We start from the raw sequence: 19,644 nt of genomic DNA on the forward strand, positions 1-19,644 counted from the left end.
AATAAGGATTAAAATCAAAATTTTATTTTAAGCAATTTTTCAATTGTAATAAAAAAACAATATATTGGAAACTCAGGTTATAGTATCTGTATTGATGAGCATTTACGATGAGCCCATAGAATGGATCAATTGCTCAATTTCTTCGATTTTGAATCAATCATTCCTGAATTTTGAATTTGTAATCATCAATGACAATCCTTCTAGAAATGAAAATATTGTTCTTTTAAATAAGTTTAAAGGAAAAGATTCTCGTATCAAAGTTATAAGTAATGTAGAAAACTTAGGATTGACAAAATCATTGAATATTGGGTTGAAAATTGCAAAAGGGAAGTATTTAGCTCGGATGGATGCCGATGATATTTCCTTGCCATTGAGGCTTGAAAAACAAGTTCAATTTTTAGAAAAAAATCTAGAGTATATTTTGTGCGGTTCAAGTCGAATTGATTTAATCGAGGGAAAGGAGAATCTTGTGACATTACCAATTACCGATGAAAATATTAAGTTGGAAATGCTCTTAAGAAATTGCATAACGCATCCAACCGTGATGTTAAGAAATGATATTTTAAAGTCTAAAAATATTCATTACGATGAACATGTAAAAAAATCTCAAGATTATGCGTTATGGGTGCGAATGTCTTCCCTTGGGAAATTTTATAATATATCAGAACCTCTCATTCATTATAGAATATCCAATAATCAAATTAGTAAAAAAAATTATAACGAACAATATAAGTTTAGTAACGGTAATAGACTTATGTATATAAACCAATTCATGATATCCTATGGCATTGATATATCGGGTAAAAATAATTTCAATAAAATTAATGTTCTTAAAGTAAATAAACGACAGAAAGAGATCATGCAATCAGCAATTATGATTTCTAAAAATAAAATAAGTACCTTTTCTCTTTTAAAATTCATTTTACGTTTTAATTTTGTCAGGTACTTATCTGTTCACAAATATTTATTACATTATTTATTACACATAAGTAGAAATGCATAGTTTATCTAGAATCTTATTATTTAGAATTCAATTTCTTCTGGGTTTATTTGGTTTATTTTATTTTTTATTATTTAGCGATTTTCCATTTATTTTAAACTGTATTTTTTTCGGTTGTTTACTATATAACCTAGTTAGCAACCTGAAGAATGGATTTTCTATAATTTATTTTTATTGTATTTTACTTTTATCAACATTACTTCCGCTTGTAATCGTTAATTTGGGTATTCTTTCAGATTTAGTCCGTCCAAACTCTATTCGATCAATTATTCTGTCCGAAAGAATCTACGGTGTAGTATTCGACTTAATTCTTTTTTCTACTTTTATTTTTAGTTCATATTTAAATTTAACTTTGGGATTTTCTTTTACTAAAATTCAAAAACAAATAACTAAAAATAAAACTTTATTCTTAGAAATTCTTATTCTTTTTTTTTCATTTATGATCAATCGGAATAGTTCGAATATTTTATATAATTCCTATCATGGTGATGGCTATGTAGATGGAGAAAGTTTCGGTGGTTGGTCAGTATTTTTTATCGTCACAATGGCATTTTACATTTATAAAACTAATTTAGAAAATAGAAGACATCTTTTTTTTTCTATTGCTGTTATCCTTTATTGGTTTTTGTTTGGTAATAGGGGTGAGGTTTTTCCATTAGTATTCTTTATCCTATTAAAGATATCTAAAACTAATTTAAAAATTAAAAGTTGGAAAGTTTTATTATATGGTAGTTTTGGTGTTGCTGTATTTATGATCAATGGTCTTATGAGATCTGGAACAACATTTAATTTTTCTACATTTTTAGGTTCATTTTTTTCTAATTTCACTGGTACGCCGGTAACTTATTCTTTGATGGCTGTGGTTTACCATACTGAGAGGGTTGGGTTTGCTTACGGTATTACGTTTTTTGAATATTTTTTGAGATCGCTGCCTAGTTTTATTCAATCTGAAAGACCAGGCGATTTATCGATGTTCTTAGTGAAAGAATATTCTACCTTGGGAGGTACGCATTTTATTGGAGAGCCATATTTTAATTTCGGTATATTAGGTGTTTTCTTTTTCATGCATTCATTTAGCTCTCTTTTTTTAATAATAGAAAAAAAAGCAAGAGCTCTCTATGAGTATCGTTACATATTTATAGTGTTGATATTTCTAGGAACTAGGACGGTCTGGTATGGGTACATAACATTTTATAAAACTTTTCTTTTATTAAGTTTTGTTCTAATTTTTTTGTTCATCCTCAAAAAGTTTAGATTTAGTTTAATTTAATTTCATTAAATGAGAATAGGCTTTGATGCAAGTAATATTGGCGGTGGGGGTGGTATCACTCACTTAAAAGAAATTTTGGAAAATTTCTGTAATGAAAAAATATTTGAAGATGTTGATGAAATTGTGGTTTTTGCCAGTCGAAAAACACTAGAGCATTTACGTCCATGTACAAGGATAAGTAAAGTAACATTTCCTGCTCTCAATGAATCACTTGCAAAGCGGCTTTTTTTTCAGTTATTTAATTATGATAAAGAGGTATCTAAGCGTTGTGACATTTTACTATCTCTTACAGGTGACTATCTAGGCAAGTTTAAACCTTTAGTCGGTATGTCACGTAACATGCTACTCTATGAAAGAAATGTATGGGGTGATATAAAAAGTTTTAGAGAGAAAGCTCGATTTTACATCAATTATTTAAAACAAAAGTGGTGTTTTAAAAACTCCAGTGGCATAATATTTATTTCAAATTATGCCACTCAAATAATCATTAAACAACTTAGACTCGATAAAAAAAATACTAAACTCATACATCATGGGGTTTCCACAAGATTTGAATCTAATGTAAAAGAACAAAAGGATATAATTAATTATAATGCCAAAAATCCTTTTAAAGTATTATATGTAAGTCAGGTTCATACCTATAAACATCAATGGAACGTTGTCAAAGCTGTGGATCGTTTAATTAGCTCTGGATACCCCATCGAATTGAACCTTGTGGGGTCAATCATTTATAATCCTGCTGGAGTAATGTTGAAAAATGCATTGAATCATGCACAGAATAAATCATTTATAATTTACCACGGTCACTTGCCTTATAATAAAATTGACAATATTTATAAAGATACTGATGCTATTATTTTTGCATCAACCTGTGAAAATATGCCTAACACTTTACTCGAATCGATGGCATCTGGCTCTCCAATTGCATGTAGTGATAAGCAACCGATGCCAGAATTTATTCAACAAGACTGTTATTATTTTGACGCGCAGTCCACAGACTCCATTGAGAATGCGCTATCGAGATTGATAAATCATCCAACGGAACGCCGTATTTTTGCGGAAAATAATCTAAAGAAAATCGGCAACTATTCCTGGCAGAAAACAGCTAAAGAAACCATAGAATATTTAATTTATATCCACAAAAATTATTGTAAAGAAAATATAAATCATGCTTAAATATAAAACACTATTAATTACTGGGGGCACGGGATCATTTGGGAATGCGGTACTCAATAAGTTTTTAGATACAGATCACTTCAACGAAATCCGTATTTTTTCAAGAGATGAAAAGAAACAGGATGACATGCGTAATTTATATAAAAACCCTAAACTGCGTTTTTATATAGGTGATGTTCGTAATTATGATAGTGTTGAAAGGGCGATGAGAGGTGTTGATTATGTTTTTCATGCCGCTGCATTAAAACAAGTTCCTTCCTGTGAATTCTTCCCTTTAGAAGCAACCCGTACAAATGTTTTAGGAACTCAAAACGTTATAGACGCTGCTGTGGTAAGTAAAGTTTTGAAAGTAATTTGTTTAAGTACTGATAAGGCAGCGTACCCCATTAATGCAATGGGCATTTCTAAGGCGCTAATGGAAAAAGTTGCAGTCGCTGCCTCCAGAAATAGTCCAGATACCACAATCTGCTTGACACGTTATGGTAATGTAATGGCTTCTCGAGGTTCTGTAATTCCATTATTTATAGAGCAGATAGAATCAGGAAGAGAATTAACAATAACGGATGCATCGATGACCAGATTCCTTATGTCTCTGGATGAGGCAGTGGATTTAGTTCTTTTTGCGTTTGAGAATGGCGAGGCAGGTGATTTATTTGTTAATAAGGCCCCTGCAGGAACGATCGGTGACTTAGCAGAAGCCTTAAAACAGCTATTGAATGCGAATAATGAAGTGAAAGTCATAGGTACGCGACACGGCGAGAAGTTGTACGAGACCTTATGTACGAGAGAAGAAATGTCAAAGGCTCAGGATATGGGAGAATTTTACCGCATACCAGCCGATAACAGAGATTTAAATTACGCTAAATATTTTTCCGAAGGAAAAATGGAGCAATCCGTCTCTCATGATTATCATTCCCATAATACGGAACAAAAAAATGTTGAAGGAATGAAATTACTTTTAAAGAAACTTCCTATAGTTCAGGAGGCAATTAAAACAAGTCAACATAATTGAAAAAACTAGTATTTACAAAAGGAGGATTTCATATAGATAACCGTGGTACAATTAATTTTAATAATAATTTTGACGCTACCGCTATCAAACGCATGTACTTAATTTCAAACTCAGTGCATCTAGAATACCGTAGATGGCAGGGACACAAGATTGAGAGTAGATGGTTTTCTAACGTTATTGGAGAAGTTGAGATACAAGTTATACACATAGATGATTGGAACCAGCCTGACAAAAATCTACCAGTAAAATCTTTTAAGCTAAAGGGCAATGGTCTTGATATTCTTTATGTACCTAACGGTTATGTAACCAGTATAAAATGTAATGAGGCTTTATCGAAAGTTTTGGTAATGTCCGACCATGCTTTAGATGAAGTTGATGACGAATATAAATTTCCTACCGATTATTTCTTTAACGCTAATTAAATAATAGACGATCATGAAAAAAATAAAATTAGCAACAATTTTAGGTACACGACCTGAAATAATACGTCTTGCAGAATGCATTAAGAAGGCAGATAAATATTTTAATCATGTTCTGATTCATACCGGTCAGAATTATGATTATGAATTAAATGAAATATTTTTTGAGGATCTAGGTTTGCGAAAACCGAACTATTTTTTAAACGTTGCTGGAGATAATCTGGGACAAACAATAGGAAATGTTATTTCTTCTTCTTATGAGATACTAGCTAAGGAAAAACCAGACGCCCTATTATTGTTGGGGGATACAAATAGTGTATTGAGCACGATAGCCGCCAAGCGCCTAAAAATCCCAATATTCCATATGGAAGCGGGTAACAGATGTTTTGATCAAAACGTGCCAGAAGAAATTAACCGCAAAATTTCAGATCACATTAGTGATATAAATTTAACTTATACAGAAAACAGTAGACGTTATTTATTGAGTGAGGGCTTTAGAAAAGATCACGTTTTTCTAACAGGATCTCCGTTAAGAGAAGTGCTTGAGAAATATAAGTCCGAAATTGAACGTAGCAACGTTGTTAAAAAATTAGACCTCAAGGAAAATAACTACATGGTAGTTAGTGCACATCGTGAGGAAAACATAGATCTAGGATCAAATTTTTCTGTCCTAGTTAAAGCGTTAAATAAGGTTGCAGAAGAGTATCAAATGCCCATTATTTTTTCAACACATCCTCGTACAAAAAATAGGATTGAAAAGGAAAACATCAAATTTCATAAACTCGTTCAAAACGTCCCGCCACTCGGATTTTTTGATTATGTTAAACTTCAACAACAATCATACATAGTGTTATCTGACAGCGGCACTATAAGTGAAGAGTCTGCCATGATGAAGTTTCCAGCGGTAAGTATAAGAACAAGTACAGAAAGGCCTGAGGCTATTGATGCTGGAACCATAGTTTTGGGAGGTATTACAGAAGATGAAATTCTAAATGGGATTAATATTTCAAAAGGCCTATTTCATCAGGATATTCAGTTGCCATTTGAATACAACATTAGTAATAGTTCTGAAAGAGTTATCAAAGCGATTCAAAGCTATACATCGATCGTAAACAAGGTGATCTGGGATAAAAGTATATAATTATGATTAAAATCTTAATACTGGGAAGTAAAGGAATGGCAGGTCATGTTCTTTTTGACATTTTATCGTCTCAAAATAAATATAGCGTATATGGACTAGCGAGAGGAATCGAGAGCACTGATAGGACATTTAATCTTGATGTAACAGATATCGAGGGGCTCAATAACATTATTCAGAAGAATGACTTTGATATCGTTATAAATTGCATTGGAATTTTGAATAAGGACGCAGAGAATAATCCTGCTAAAGCGATATGGTTCAATAGTTATTTTCCTCATTATTTAGAGAACATCACTAGAAACACAAATGTAAAGATCATACATATTAGCACAGACTGCGTGTTTTCAGGAAAACGTGGCTCTTACACTGAAAACGATTTTCGGGACGGAACCGGCTTTTATGCAACATCCAAAGCTTTGGGGGAATTAGAAAACGAAAAAGATCTAACAATAAGAACTTCCATTATCGGACCAGAATTGAATCCAAAGGGAATCGGTTTATTTCATTGGTTTATGACGCACTCCATGGATGATAAACTTCAAGGGTTTTCTCAAGTGTTCTGGTCGGGATTGACCACAATTGAACTTGCTGACATAGTCATCCAATCAATAGACGCTAATTTAACAGGTCTTAGAATAGCATCTGTAGTTCCCAGTATAGATAAATTTACGCTTCTTAAAAAGTTCAACTCGGTATTTAGTAATGATTTACATGTTATAACCGAGAAAGATGATTACAAAAGCAATAAAAGTTTAATATCTACTAAGAAAGATTTTCATTACATCATATCTAATTATGATGTAATGCTGTATAATATGAAAAAATACCTGATATCTAAGTCCGCAACTTACCCTCATTATAACATCCATTAATGAGGATATTGATTGTAACACAATACTTCTATCCGGAAAATTTCAGGATCAATGATGTAGCTCTAGGATTGAAGGACCTTAACCACGAGGTGACTGTCTTAACTGGTAAGCCTAATTATCCAAAGGGAGTATTTTATGATGGTTATGGTTTTTTTAAACCATCCAAGGAAACTTGGAAAGGTATAAGTATTCATCGCTCACCGTTAGTACCTAGAGGCAAGGGTGGAGGCCTTAGATTGATTATTAACTATTTAAGTTTTGCAGTTTTCGCGTCACTAAAAAGTTTGTTTATCAAAGGGGATTTTGATGCTGTATTTGTTTACGAACCATCGCCTATCACTGTAGGCCTGCCAGCTATTACCTTGGGTAAAAGAAAAAAAGTTCCTGTTTACTTTTGGGTTCAGGATCTATGGCCAGAAAGTATAGAGGCAGCCGGTCAACTCTCTAATAGGAATATCTTAGCACTAGTTAATAAATTTACTAAATGGGTTTATAGAAATTCTAAGAAGATTCTGATCCAGTCCCCAGGTTTTAAAGAGTATATATTAAATCAAAATGTGAGTGAAAGTAAGATTCTCTATTTTCCCAACTCCACAGAAAGTTTCTATAAAGTAGTAGAACCTAGGATTGATATACAAAAACAAGTTCCTGATTCAGCTTTTACGGTTATGTTTGCTGGCAATATCGGTGAAGCTCAAGATTTTGATAATATTATAGAAGCATTCAGAATTATTCTAAACACTACTAAAGAGATTAATCTCGTAATTTTAGGGGATGGTAGGAAGAGAAATGAAATTGAGCAACAAATTATTGAAGAAGGATTAAATCAAAACATCATTTTTCTCGGCAGCAGACCTCCTGAAACTATGCCTCATTATTTCGCATGCGCCGATGCTTTGTTAGTTTCCCTAAAAGATGAACGCATATTCTCATTAACCATTCCATCTAAATTGCAAAGTTATATGGCTTGCGGTAAGCCCATAATTGCTTCCCTAGATGGAACTGCTTCCAGAATTGTAAATGAGTCAAAATCTGGAAGATCCTGTAAACCTGGTAATCCTAATGATTTGGCAAAAGTGATACTTGAAATGTTTGAATTAAATGATGAAGAAAGAAAGGTATTGGGACAAAATGCCTTGAATTACTGTGGAGATAATTTTAATAGAGATAAGTTACTTTTTAAATTAACTGAAATCCTTTCAGGAAACTAATTAATATTGCAGAACAGTAAATTTACATCGATAATTTCTGATCTCTATCGTTTAAATTATTATTAGATTTTGAGCATAGCTCGACATCAAATTAAACGGAAGTTTTAGATTTCAAGAAATGTACATCCATTTAATTACCCTTATGATAACTAAAGACCATTTATTAATAATGAAATTTTTAATAGGCGGTCTGTAACGTATTGTTGAAATCGTAAATACTAAAAAAGGATTTAGGTTAATTTACATTAAAATTTAGCCTTCAAATCTCGGAAAATTCATAAAAGTATATCCAGTGAATAAAATTATTATTTCAGGAGCCTCAGGTTTCGTAGGGCAAAACCTTATACCTTATTTAGAGGGTAATGGATTGAATGTTATTGCACTGTCACGCGAAAGTAAAGTTGCAAAAACAATTACATACGACGGTATTTCTATAGATAACTGGAATAACGCATCCACCTTTGTCCATCTAGCAGGCAAAGCGCACGACCTTAAAAAGACATCTGATGACTCTGCTTATTTTGAAGTTAACCGAGATCTGACTATAAAATTATTCAACCAGTTTTTAAAGAGTGATTGTTCTACCTTTATCTTTATGAGTTCCGTAAAAGCAGCGGCAGATGAAGTGGAAGGAGTTCTTGAAGAATCCTATATTCCAGATCCCCAAACTCCCTATGGAAAATCAAAGCGAGAAGCGGAAGAATATTTGCTAGCCCAAAACTTACCTCACGGTAAGAACTTGTATATACTAAGACCTTGTATGATCCATGGCTCTGGTAATAAGGGAAATTTGAATCTACTTTATCAAGTGGTAAAAAATGGAATTCCTTATCCGTTGGGAATTTATGAGAATAAAAGGTCTTTTCTTTCCATTCAAAACCTCAATATTATTATTGCTGCGTTCATAAAACAACAACCAGCATCAGGAATTTATCATATTGCTGATGATGAGCCTATTTCAACATCTGATTTGATTCGATTGATTGGAGCTGTTTTGAAAAAGAAACCAATGATTTTAAATGTACCAAAGCCTGTAATGCAAGGATTGAGTAGACTAGGTGGTATGCTGAAAGCCCCATTTGATACCAATGCATTGCAAAAACTAACGGAAAGCTATGTTGTCAGTAATAAAAAGGTCAAAGAAAGCCTTAATATAACCCAGCCTTGGGATACTATTGCTGGCCTAAAGAAAACAATTGAATCATTTGACCTTAAATAATGACTTATCTCATAATATTTTTCATATTGATGGTGTTGTCATTTGCATATTATAAAATAGCAGACTACTTTAATATCGTCGACAAACCCAATCATCGCAGCTCCCACACCATAAATACGATTCGAGGCGGCGGTATCTTATTCTACTTTGCCATACTTATTTATTTTATTTGGAGCGATTTCAATTTCCCCCTCTTATTTGTTGGAATAACGATGATTGCGGTAGTGAGTTTTATTGATGATCTTCATCCTTTACCCCCTAAACTGCGTTTGCCCGTACAATTTATTTCGATTGTTTTGGTACTGCTGCAATTGAACTTAGACTTTCCGTACTATATTTTATTACTGCTGCTTATTTGTGGTGTAGGATTTATCAATGTTTATAATTTTATGGATGGTATTAACGGCCTCACGGGTCTGTATTCTTTGGTAGTTGTGCTGTTCATGATTGTATTTAATGAATATAGTTATTCGTTTATTGATCTTGATTTACTTGTGTTTATCGCTCTGTCATTGATAATATTTGGGTTTTATAATTTTCGAAAAAAAGCATTATTTTTTTCTGGGGATGTTGGAAGTATTAGTATGGGAGTGATATTTTTCTTTTTATTACTCAAGTTGTATGCAGTGATACAGGCTCCTTCTGTGATCTTGATTTTTAGTGTTTATGGTGTTGATGGTGTTATCACTATCCTTAAAAGATTGCGTTTAAAAGAACGTATTAGTGAAGCTCACAGGCGTCATGTTTATCAAATCCTTGTGGATAAAGCAGGAACCTCGCATCTTACTGTTTCCGCTCTTTATGCAGGATTACAAGCTGTGTTATGTTCTATTTTCTATTTTATATATGAGATGAGTATTCTTGCTCAAATTATTATCTCGTTAGTCACATTACTATTGACTACTCTTCTTTATCTTTTTGCTAATTACAAATACCAGCCAGATACCCTAATATTTGAAAATGATTAAACCAGCGAGGATAGTGCTTTCTCCTATGATTTATGAAGAGGAACTTAAATTGTCTTTAGGTGCTTTTAATTCAAACACTATAGCGGAAGATATTAGCCGTTTTGAACAACAATGCCAAAGCATTTTAAATATAAATAGGCCTATTTTAGCACTTAATAGTGGTACAGCTGCGATTCATCTATCATTGTTATTAGCGGGAATTAAGAAAGGTGATCATGTGCTTTGTCAATCCATGACTTTTGTAGCAAGTGCGAATCCGCTGTTATACATAGGTGCTATTCCAGTTTTTATTGATAGCGAGAAGAACTCATGGAACATGGATCCTCAATTGATGGAAGAAGCCTATCAGGATTTAAAAGGAAAAGGAATTCATGTAAAAGCGATAATGCTTACCAGTATTTATGGGATGCCTTTTGATTATGAATCTATTTCCGCTTTCGCGAAAGCGAACCAACTGAAACTCATAGATGATAGCGCGGAAGCTTTGGGAAGTTCTTTTCAAAATAAAGCCAACGGAACATTGGGCGATTATGGAATTATCTCGTTTAACAATAATAAAATAATAACGACATCTGGAGGGGGATTGTTAGTTTGTCCATGTCAGGAACAGTATGAAAGAGGTTTGTTTCTCGCCACACAAGCAAAAGAGAAACAGCCGTATTATCAGCATGAAGAAATAGGTTACAATTACCGAATGGGGCACATCAATGCGTTATTAGGATTGGCTCAATTGCCTTATTTACTGTCAAGAATACGATCTAGGCGAGCTATGAATGCATTTTATCAGGAGCTATTTAAGGATATTGCTGGAGTCACGGTACAGGTGGAGAAGACGGCAGACTATTATTCCAACCACTGGCTTAGCGCCATACTGGTAGATCCATCTAAAACAGGAGGTATTTCAAGAGAAGATCTGCGACTGGCCTTGGAGGCTGAAAATATCGAATCCAGACCGCTCTGGAAACCCATGCATTTGCAACCTTTATATGAAAAATATCCCTATTATGGTGGAACGGTATGCGAAGAATTGTTTGAACAAGGTTTATGTTTACCGTCTGGATCTAATCTTACTGATACTGATAGAAGTAGGATTAAGGCTGCGGTATTGAAGGTTTTTAATTCATAAATCTATTTTAAAATATTTTGGTGATTTTGTTTTGAGTCAATAATTTAGTTTAGGCATGAGGCATGAGGCATGAGGCATGAGGCATGAGAGATGAAAAAATCAAAGTCGATCTGAATTACTTCCCCTAATGATTCCTGTTTCGAGCGGAAGACAAATGATGGATTTTGAATATTTGCTAGAAACTTTGATGTGCTTGTTTTCCCTTGGGGAAATGCCGAAGGCAATGGGGATGGTATATCGAGAATCAAAATCAAAGTCAATCTGAACTACTTCATCTACTGATTTATGTTTCGAGCGAGAGTCGAGAAAAGGTATTTGTACCAAACAAGAATCAACAAACCACATCTCGACTCTCGCTCGATACTGGTTACTGCATTTATGGATGAATAGTTAAGATGATGATGAGGCCTGTCACTCTGAATTTAGTTCAGGGTCTCTTGATGCAGCGGTCAAATCTGGTCAGCAGTTGCGATTGAGATCCTGTTGATTCTAGTTAACCTCAATTTAACAATCAGTTTCAGGAGATGCTGAACCAAGTTCAGCATGACAAGAACAATCAGAGATGTTGAAATTTTATTTGTAAACCTATTTTTGTTTTACTTGTTTTTCCTTTGGGGAAATGCCGAAGGCAATGGGGATGGTATATCACGAATCAAATTTGATTCAATTTGTTTTTTAATCATCCATCCAATAGATCCCGCGTTACCTTGACTTCGCTCAGTGCAGCGCATTCGAGTTAAGACCAATATTTATTTCCAATTTCCAATTTCCAGCTTCCAGCTTCCAACTTCTAGTCTCCAGTTTCCAATCTCAAGCTTCCAACCTCCAATTTCCAATCACCAACCTCCAAATTCCATTCTTCCACCAAAACTATAAACAACAACGGGATATATCGAAAAACCCTATCTTGCACCTGCTAAAAAAGAAATTTGTGAGGTGGAGTTATTTTAAAGTGCGTACGCGACAGATACTTTGGAATGAAGACAATAGGGTGCGATTGCGTAATCTCAATTACCTTCCCAGATGGTTGATTATTTTAATCGATGTGGGAATCGTTGTGTTTTCTTTTTTCCTGACGTGGTTGATTGCCTCAAACATGAACGTCTCTTTTTATAAGATCTTGACACGACCGCAGGAATGTGTTTTTATTTCCTTGATCTATTTTAGTTCCTTTTTTTTATTCAGCACATATGCTGGACTGATACGTCATAGTACGTTTGTGGATGTATTTAAGATAGCAATTTCTTGTTTGGCCAGTGCGCTATTTTTAACGGCAATCAGTTATTCCTACTTCGTTTTTTACGGCGATAAAATATTTTTGATTCCGTTTTTGATGATCAATATGGTCATCACTTTTTCCTGCATGTTAATGTTACGTCTGGTGGTAAAGTCTCTGTATTCCTACATGGTTACTATGGGTAAGAAAAAACATCGGGTATTGATACTGGGAGTGAATGACGACAGTATTGCCGTAGGAGAAGCACTGGCAACCACCGAGCAACAGAATTTTGTACTAGCTGGTTTCGTGAGCCTTAAAAAGAAATACAAGAAAATTAATATTTTAGGTGTTCCTATATTTAGGTTTGATGATCATTTTTTCGAAGCGATCACACCCTATAAAGTGAACGGGATCATCATGGTAGGTAACCAATTGAGTGTTAAAGAAAAAAATGAGATTGTCGATCGGGCACTAGAGCATAAGCTGCGCATTTATCATGCACCCACAATTACCCAATGGGATCAAGATGCCACTTTAAATTTTCAAATCAAGGAAATCCAAATCGAGGATTTGCTAGAACGTCAGCCCATCACCCTGGATGATACTCAGATTAACGCTTATCTAAATGATAAGGTAATACTGATTACAGGTGGTGCCGGTTCCATAGGAAGCGAAATTGTGCGCCAAGTAAGTCAATATAGTCCTCAACTGGTGATCGTCTTAGACCAGGCCGAATCCCCCTTGCACTGCCTAGAGTTAGAATTACGTAAAAATTATCCAGAGATTGAATTCCAATTTGTACTGGCTGATGTGCGTAAAAAGAACCGACTGGAAATGATATTTGCCGCTCATGAGATTTCCGTTGTATTTCATGCGGCAGCGTATAAACATGTACCACTAATTGAGCGCAACCCCACAGAAGCTGTACAAGTGAATATATTAGGAACCGTTACCCTAGCAGATCTTTCCGCTCAATATCATGTAGATCGATTTGTAATGATCAGTACTGATAAAGCAGTAAATCCTACCAATGTCATGGGGGCTAGCAAACGTGCTGCTGAGATTTATGTCCAGGCACTGATGAAAGAAAACCTTTCTACTACAAAGTTCATAACTACACGATTTGGTAATGTCTTAGGTTCCAACGGTTCTGTAATTCCATATTTTAAAGAGCAAATTTTAAATGGAGGGCCTATAACGGTGACCCATGAGAATATAATCCGGTATTTTATGACCATTCCAGAAGCTTGTCAGTTGGTACTGCAGGCAGGAACTATGGGGCAAGGTGGAGAAGTATTTGTATTTGATATGGGCAAACCAGTACGAATTATGGATCTTGCCAAGAAAATGATTCAGCTTTCTGGTTTAGTACCAGGAAAAGATATAGAAATAGCTGTTATAGGGTTAAGACCTGGGGAAAAGCTTTATGAAGAGTTATTAAGCGATGCCTCCACCACGCTGCCCACACATCATAAAAAAATCATGAGGGCTATTGACGAGACGATGAAATTAGAGGATGTCATGAACCTTATTATCGAAATTGCGGCGGCGGCGGAAACGTCTAATGATACATTTATGATCAGTAAACTAAAAACTTTAGTTCCTGAGTTTATCAGTGAAAATAGTGTGTATCAATTGCTAGATTTGCCTGCAAATGCTGATGATTAAAACCTTAATTTTGCAAAATTAAATAATAATAATGCTGCGTACCTTCTCTATACTCTGCGGATTGATTGCGATCCTTCTACTTACAGGATGTTCCAATAAAAAAGACATTCTTTATTTTCAAAACTTAGAGGCTAAGGAATCTTTTAGCCCGAAACCCTATAAATCTATTATCAAAAATAACGACCTGCTTTCCATTATTGTCAGTAGTTCAGATATGGCGAGTGCTATAAAATACAATAGACTGGTGCCAAGTATCCGAGATGATCAGGATACTCGACTTACAGGTCAGCCTCAATTACAGACCTACCTAGTGGACAATGATGGAAGTATTGACTTACCGGAATTAGGGATCACACAAGTTGCTGGTAAATCTAGATTTGAGCTGGAACAAGAACTGACTGCAGAATATAGGAAATATATTAAGGATGTAATTGTCACCATACGGTTGACTAATTTTAAAATCACCATACTGGGTGAGGTAAATAAACCTGGTACTTATCCCATCAGAGATGAGCGGGTAACGCTACCTCAAGCTTTGGGAATGGCTGGAGATATGACAGTTTATGGAAAACGTAAAGATATTATCCTATTGCGGGATAATAATGGAGTACAGGAAAGTCATGTCATAGATCTTACGCAAACTGATGTATTAGAAAGTGAGTTGTTTTATTTACAACAAAATGATGTCCTTGTGGTAAACCCGAATGATACTCAAGTAGCCACTTCTGCTTTTAATAGAAATAATGGATTGTACGTATCCATTGCTTCTTTATTACTGTCTGTCATCATTTTAATTGCGAGATAATGAAAGAATTGAATTCCCCCTCTATGGAAAACGAAGAAAGTCTAAGCGAACAAATCCAGCCTTACCTGAGAAAATGGTGGTGGTTCGTGGTTTCAGCCCTTGTTATTTTATCCGTAGCCGCGATTTATCTGAGATATTCCACGAGTATTTATCAGGCAGAAGCCTCTATACTGATTAAGGACACACAGTCAGGCGGCGGTATTTCTGAAATTGCAGCTTTAGGCGATCTGGGCAGTTTGGGAAGTAACTTCAATACCGTAGAAAACGAGATCGAAATTCTTTCTTCCAGAAAATTAATGTCCCGGGTCGTAGAAGAGCTTGCTTTAGATGTTCAATACTTTAATGAGGGTAATGTCAAGATATCAGAATCTTTTCAAAGTGCTAGTTTTAGAATTGTAAAGAACCAAACCGAAGAATTATCCGAACCTGTTGCGTTTTATGCACAAAAAATATCAGCCACGGAAATAAGCTATTGGAACGAAGAGGATAAAGAGCGTAAGACGGTTAAAATGGGATCTGCAGTTTCTCTAAAGGAGAAACTGAGTGTTGTTTTTTTAGACTCTAAAATTGCAATCACTAGGGAAGAGGAGAAATTTCCTTTATTTCTCATTACAATAAGTGATTTAGAATCGACGGTTATCCGTTATACTCATAAATTAATGGTTGATCAGGCAGTAAAATCTGGAAGTGTCATTAACCTGTCAATTGCAGACCCAGTACCAAACAAGGCTGAGGCTATTTTGAATCAGCTGATTGTTGAATACAACAAAGACGCGACGGAGGATAAAAATATTGTAGCGCAGAACACGGTGAACTTTATCGATGAGCGTCTGGCCAATATTGAGCTGTCCTTGGATTCCGTTGAAATTAAAAAAGAAAATTTTAAGAGAAGCAACAACTTATCAGACATTGTAGCAGAAGCCACTTTAAATTTAGAGTCTAGCGCAGCATATACTGCTCGTCAAATAGAAGCTCAAACACAATTAAGTATTGCTAGAGATCTGAAGAATTACATGTCAAGCTTGGGGACTAATGAATATATTCCAGCTAACCTGACCATGGAGAATTCTTCGATTAATCAGATCATCAACAACTACAACGAGTTGTTGCTTACTTACAATCAGCGTACCGAGACGGCTACGGATTTAAATCCGCTGATACAAGAATTACAAGGTCAGTTGAGTAGTCTTAAAACAGCGATCAATTCTTCGTTAAATTCCTATATTCAATCATTGGAAACGAGATTAGGAAGCATCTCTTTACAAAGCAGCACGATTGATCGAAGACTGGGCGAAGTTCCGGGAACGGAACGTACTGCACGTGATATAGAACGGGACCAAACGATCGTTGAAGCTATATACCTATACTTGTTTCAGAAAAAAGAAGAAACAGCCATTAGTCTTGCGGTAACGGCTCCAAAAGCAAAAATTGTTGACAGCGCTTTAGTCGCAAACCAACCTATATCGCCCAAGCCACAAATTATCCTGCTGGGTGCGCTTATTGTAGGTCTGCTGATTCCGTTTGCTTTTATTTACCTGAAGGGCTTGCTGTATAACAAAATAGAAAACAGAAAGGACATCACTGCGAAGTTGACAAACACCTCTTTCCTAGGTGAAATACCCAAGCTATCGACTGACGACGAAGATACAATCAAGAAAAATGATCGCTCTGTACTTGCAGAATCCTTTCGTATTTTGAGAACAAATTTGCAATATAAAATTGCGACCTTGCCTAAAACAGGTAAAGCTCCGGTCATTATTGTGACTTCTTCCGTAAAGGGAGAGGGAAAAACATTTGTATCTTACAATCTTGCCATGACTATGGCAAATTCTGGCAAAAATATACTTTTGATAGGTGGTGACATACGAAACCCACAACTTCATAGGTATTTGCAAGAGGGAAGTAAAAGCCTAAAAGGTGTTACTGAATTTCTAGTTTATCCAGAATACACAAACCAAGAATTGATCCATACCAGTGATGAGAACGAAAACCTTAAGATCATGTTATCAGGTTCCATTCCACCTAACCCAGCAGAATTATGGTTAAGTGGACGTGTGGATGAGTTGCTCGATTACGCAAAGGATACTTTCGATGTCGTCATCATTGATTCAGCACCATCGATGTTGGTGACTGACACCTTATTAATAAGCGATAAGGCAGATGTCACGGTTTATGTTTCTAGAGCAAACTATACGGAAAAACCATTGTTGGATTTTGTAAGTGATACTATTGAAAATGGCAAACTCAAAAATGTCTCTATGGTATTGAACAATGTTAAAACAGCCAATTTTGGCTACGGGAATAAGTATGCCTATTCCTACGGTGTTGATCAAGATAGTGGTTGGGATAAATTCCTAAAAACAGTGAAGCTGAAGAAATAAAAAACGGATCTTTAACTTACCCTCAAATGAAAATGGCCTTGTGTTTTTCCACTAGCGTTTTTAATTGACTATATTGTTTTTTGGAGAGTTTTGTTTCTTTTATTTTGGTCAGGTGCTCTACACGATGCGCATCCGTACCCAGAAAATCGTAGGCATTAGCTTCTAAAAGCGTCATAGCTTTACGCAAGGCATCCTTGCCGTAATGACCTGACAAGGAAAGCAAGTTCAGTTGCAACGCACAGCCTCGCTCTTTAAATTCCAACATTTCTTCTGGACTCAAGTAACGGTAACGTTCTGGATGGGCTAGTATGGGATTCAGGTCTTTATGATCCATTTCAAAAATTAATTCCTCTGCTTCTTGAGGCTTTTGAAAATAGCTGAATTCAAATAATAAATGATTATCCGGAAGTGTTTGATAATCACCCGTTTCCAATAGTTTTCCAAACCCACCATCCATCATATATTCTGAGGATGTTCCCAGTAGGAAATCAGCGTGAATGCCCAGTTGGTTTTTTGTTTGATGGAAACAGGTGACAATGCTTTCTACATCATTGCCATAATAATCTTCCATCGTATGTGGGGTCGTGTAGACACCCTTAAACCCCAGAGCTTTGAATCCGGCAATCATTTCCAAAGTCGTGGCTAGATCTGGAGATCCATCATCGATTCCGGGAAGCAAATGATTGTGGATGTCCACCATTCCTTCTAAAAGATCTACGAGATAGATTTTACGGCTAAAAAAAGTCATTACTTGTATTGAGATAATAAATCTTGAACTTCTGGCATTTCATATACCTGCGGATACAATTCTTCCAGTATTACGGCAGATTCACGATCGGATTTCAAGGCGTTTTGAAGGTGGAACCTTGCTTTCACAGATTCGTTAAGTTTGTAATAAGCGCCTGCAATTCTATATTCCATGGCAACATGCGCAGGATAAAATTCCATTCCATGATTTAAATTGGAAACTACGGCTTCCGTTTCTCCTAGTGCGAGTAGTATATCTGCTCTAGAAGTCCAGGTCTTTTCCTCATAATTTCCCAACTCAATCGCCTTGCTGTACCCATATTCTGCCTCTTCAAAAAAATTGAGGCGTCTATTGAGGTCGGCATATCTGATCCAGTATAACGCGTTTTCTCCATCAACATCCACTGCTTTTTCAATGTAACTTAATGCTTTGGGATAGTTTAGGTCTTTCGTATAATAATCCACAATTGCAATCCAGCCTTTATCCAGTAAAGGATCTTCTGTGACGCATTGTTTAAAATACTTTAAAGCCAACTCCTTATTGCCTAATTTGTTGAAGCATTTTCCCAGTCGCAGGTAAGCGAAAGAGGTAGGGTCATCCAGCTCTAAAGTGATTTGATAATTTTCAATTGCTTCATTATAACGGCCTAATTTTTCCAGCACCTTGCCTTTTTCAAGATAAGCACCGATGAATAAATCATCAGAAATAATAGCAAATTCAAAAGCAGCAAGTGCTTTTTCATACATCTTCAAATCAAAATATTGTTTACCCACTTGATGCCAGGCAACTTCACAATAAGGATTATCATTTAAAAACGAGTTTAAAAACTCAATAGCTTGTTCATGCTCCTGTAGAAAATCAAAACAATACATAATATTGTAAAGTGCGGAATAATCCATCTCATCGAGATCCAGGCACTGCATAAAATTTGTTTTGGCGTTGGAATAGTCCTCTATAAAAAGGAATTCCATGCCCATTAAATTATAAACATCAGCTTTATCGTCTGTCAAAATGAGTGCGTCATTCAATAGATTGATTGCTTTATCGTGACGTTCTGTTTTGGAAAATATGTTTGCTTTCTGAATGTATATTTCAGAATTTTGAGGCTCTAATTCATGCAGCTCATTCAGCAGGTTGTGTGCCAGGTCAAACTTATCGTCAAACACGAGCATCTCTGCATGAAACAGCTTTAAATTCACTGATGTGGGGTGTTGCGCCATAGCCAGGTGTATAGCCTTGCGTGCCAGCGTCATTTTCCCCTCGTCGAGATAATGTTCAATAATCTCTTCAAATTCATCGCTGTCAAAAAAACCAACTTCGTTCGTTTTAAGCATCAATTCAAACTTTGCAATGCTCAAATCGTCGTCATTATTAAGGTTGAATTCCATAGTCCGAATATTTAATGATTC

16 protein-coding genes are annotated in these 19,644 nt (G+C 35.4%); 14 read left to right on the top strand and 2 right to left on the bottom strand.

Features of this window, described 5'->3' with window-relative positions; all coding sequences use genetic code 11:
- Positions 1-64 precede the first annotated feature (64 nt).
- The 14 genes from IQ282_RS03415 (at position 65) to IQ282_RS03480 (ending at position 17,487) form a co-directional block, all read left to right on the top strand.
- The gene (locus tag IQ282_RS03415; protein WP_194850510.1) at positions 65-1,003 is read left to right on the top strand and encodes a glycosyltransferase; all 939 of its coding nucleotides are present in this window, start codon (positions 65-67) and stop codon (positions 1,001-1,003) included.
- A gap of 349 nt (positions 1,004-1,352) precedes the next feature.
- A complete protein-coding gene (locus IQ282_RS03420; protein ID WP_194850511.1) occupies positions 1,353-2,270 on the top strand; it encodes an O-antigen polymerase in 918 nt (305 codons plus the stop codon).
- A 9-nt stretch (positions 2,271-2,279) separates the two neighbouring features.
- Positions 2,280-3,446: a glycosyltransferase family 4 protein gene (locus IQ282_RS03425; protein WP_194850512.1), complete on the top strand. Its 1,167-nt coding sequence runs from the start codon at positions 2,280-2,282 to the stop codon at positions 3,444-3,446.
- Positions 3,439-4,458 (top strand): polysaccharide biosynthesis protein, encoded by a 1,020-nt coding sequence (locus IQ282_RS03430; RefSeq protein ID WP_194850513.1) that lies wholly within the window; start codon positions 3,439-3,441, stop codon positions 4,456-4,458. Before IQ282_RS03425 ends, IQ282_RS03430 begins: the two co-directional genes overlap by 8 nt.
- The gene (locus IQ282_RS03435; protein WP_194850514.1) at positions 4,455-4,880 is read left to right on the top strand and encodes a sugar epimerase; all 426 of its coding nucleotides are present in this window, start codon (positions 4,455-4,457) and stop codon (positions 4,878-4,880) included. Before IQ282_RS03430 ends, IQ282_RS03435 begins: the two co-directional genes overlap by 4 nt.
- A gap of 13 nt (positions 4,881-4,893) precedes the next feature.
- Positions 4,894-6,018, top strand: a complete 1,125-nt coding sequence (wecB, locus tag IQ282_RS03440; protein WP_194850515.1) for a non-hydrolyzing UDP-N-acetylglucosamine 2-epimerase — start codon at positions 4,894-4,896, stop codon at positions 6,016-6,018.
- Between the two features lie 2 nt (positions 6,019-6,020).
- Positions 6,021-6,890 (top strand): sugar nucleotide-binding protein, encoded by an 870-nt coding sequence (locus IQ282_RS03445; RefSeq protein WP_228547204.1) that lies wholly within the window; start codon positions 6,021-6,023, stop codon positions 6,888-6,890.
- Positions 6,890-8,101: a glycosyltransferase family 4 protein gene (locus IQ282_RS03450; protein ID WP_194850516.1), complete on the top strand. Its 1,212-nt coding sequence runs from the start codon at positions 6,890-6,892 to the stop codon at positions 8,099-8,101. Before IQ282_RS03445 ends, IQ282_RS03450 begins: the two co-directional genes overlap by 1 nt.
- A gap of 292 nt (positions 8,102-8,393) precedes the next feature.
- Positions 8,394-9,320, top strand: a complete 927-nt coding sequence (locus IQ282_RS03455; protein ID WP_194850517.1) for an NAD-dependent epimerase/dehydratase family protein — start codon at positions 8,394-8,396, stop codon at positions 9,318-9,320.
- A complete protein-coding gene (locus tag IQ282_RS03460) occupies positions 9,320-10,288 on the top strand; it encodes an MraY family glycosyltransferase (protein ID WP_194850518.1) in 969 nt (322 codons plus the stop codon). The genes IQ282_RS03455 and IQ282_RS03460 overlap by 1 nt, the downstream gene beginning before the upstream one ends.
- Positions 10,284-11,414, top strand: a complete 1,131-nt coding sequence (locus tag IQ282_RS03465) for a DegT/DnrJ/EryC1/StrS family aminotransferase (protein WP_394355192.1) — start codon at positions 10,284-10,286, stop codon at positions 11,412-11,414. The genes IQ282_RS03460 and IQ282_RS03465 overlap by 5 nt, the downstream gene beginning before the upstream one ends.
- 931 nt (positions 11,415-12,345) lie before the next feature.
- Positions 12,346-14,301 carry a polysaccharide biosynthesis protein gene (locus tag IQ282_RS03470; protein WP_194850520.1) on the top strand — a complete coding sequence of 652 codons (1,956 nt, stop codon included), beginning with the start codon at positions 12,346-12,348 and terminating at the stop codon, positions 14,299-14,301.
- A 31-nt stretch (positions 14,302-14,332) separates the two neighbouring features.
- Positions 14,333-15,106 carry a polysaccharide biosynthesis/export family protein gene (locus tag IQ282_RS03475; RefSeq protein ID WP_194850521.1) on the top strand — a complete coding sequence of 258 codons (774 nt, stop codon included), beginning with the start codon at positions 14,333-14,335 and terminating at the stop codon, positions 15,104-15,106.
- A gap of 23 nt (positions 15,107-15,129) precedes the next feature.
- A complete protein-coding gene (locus tag IQ282_RS03480; RefSeq protein WP_194850522.1) occupies positions 15,130-17,487 on the top strand; it encodes a GumC family protein in 2,358 nt (785 codons plus the stop codon).
- Positions 17,488-17,509: 22 nt separating this feature from the next.
- Here the strand turns inward: IQ282_RS03480 and IQ282_RS03485 are convergent, their stop codons facing one another.
- Both IQ282_RS03485 and IQ282_RS03490 read right to left on the bottom strand, forming a co-directional pair.
- Entirely contained in the window at positions 17,510-18,235 is a 726-nt protein-coding gene (locus tag IQ282_RS03485; protein ID WP_194850523.1) for a tyrosine-protein phosphatase, read from the bottom strand.
- Positions 18,235-19,623: a tetratricopeptide repeat protein gene (locus IQ282_RS03490; protein ID WP_194850524.1), complete on the bottom strand. Its 1,389-nt coding sequence runs from the start codon at positions 19,621-19,623 to the stop codon at positions 18,235-18,237. The genes IQ282_RS03485 and IQ282_RS03490 overlap by 1 nt, the downstream gene beginning before the upstream one ends.
- Positions 19,624-19,644: the final 21 nt, after the last annotated feature.

This window comes from Nonlabens antarcticus (assembly GCF_015356755.1).
Taxonomy (GTDB): domain Bacteria; phylum Bacteroidota; class Bacteroidia; order Flavobacteriales; family Flavobacteriaceae; genus Nonlabens; species Nonlabens antarcticus.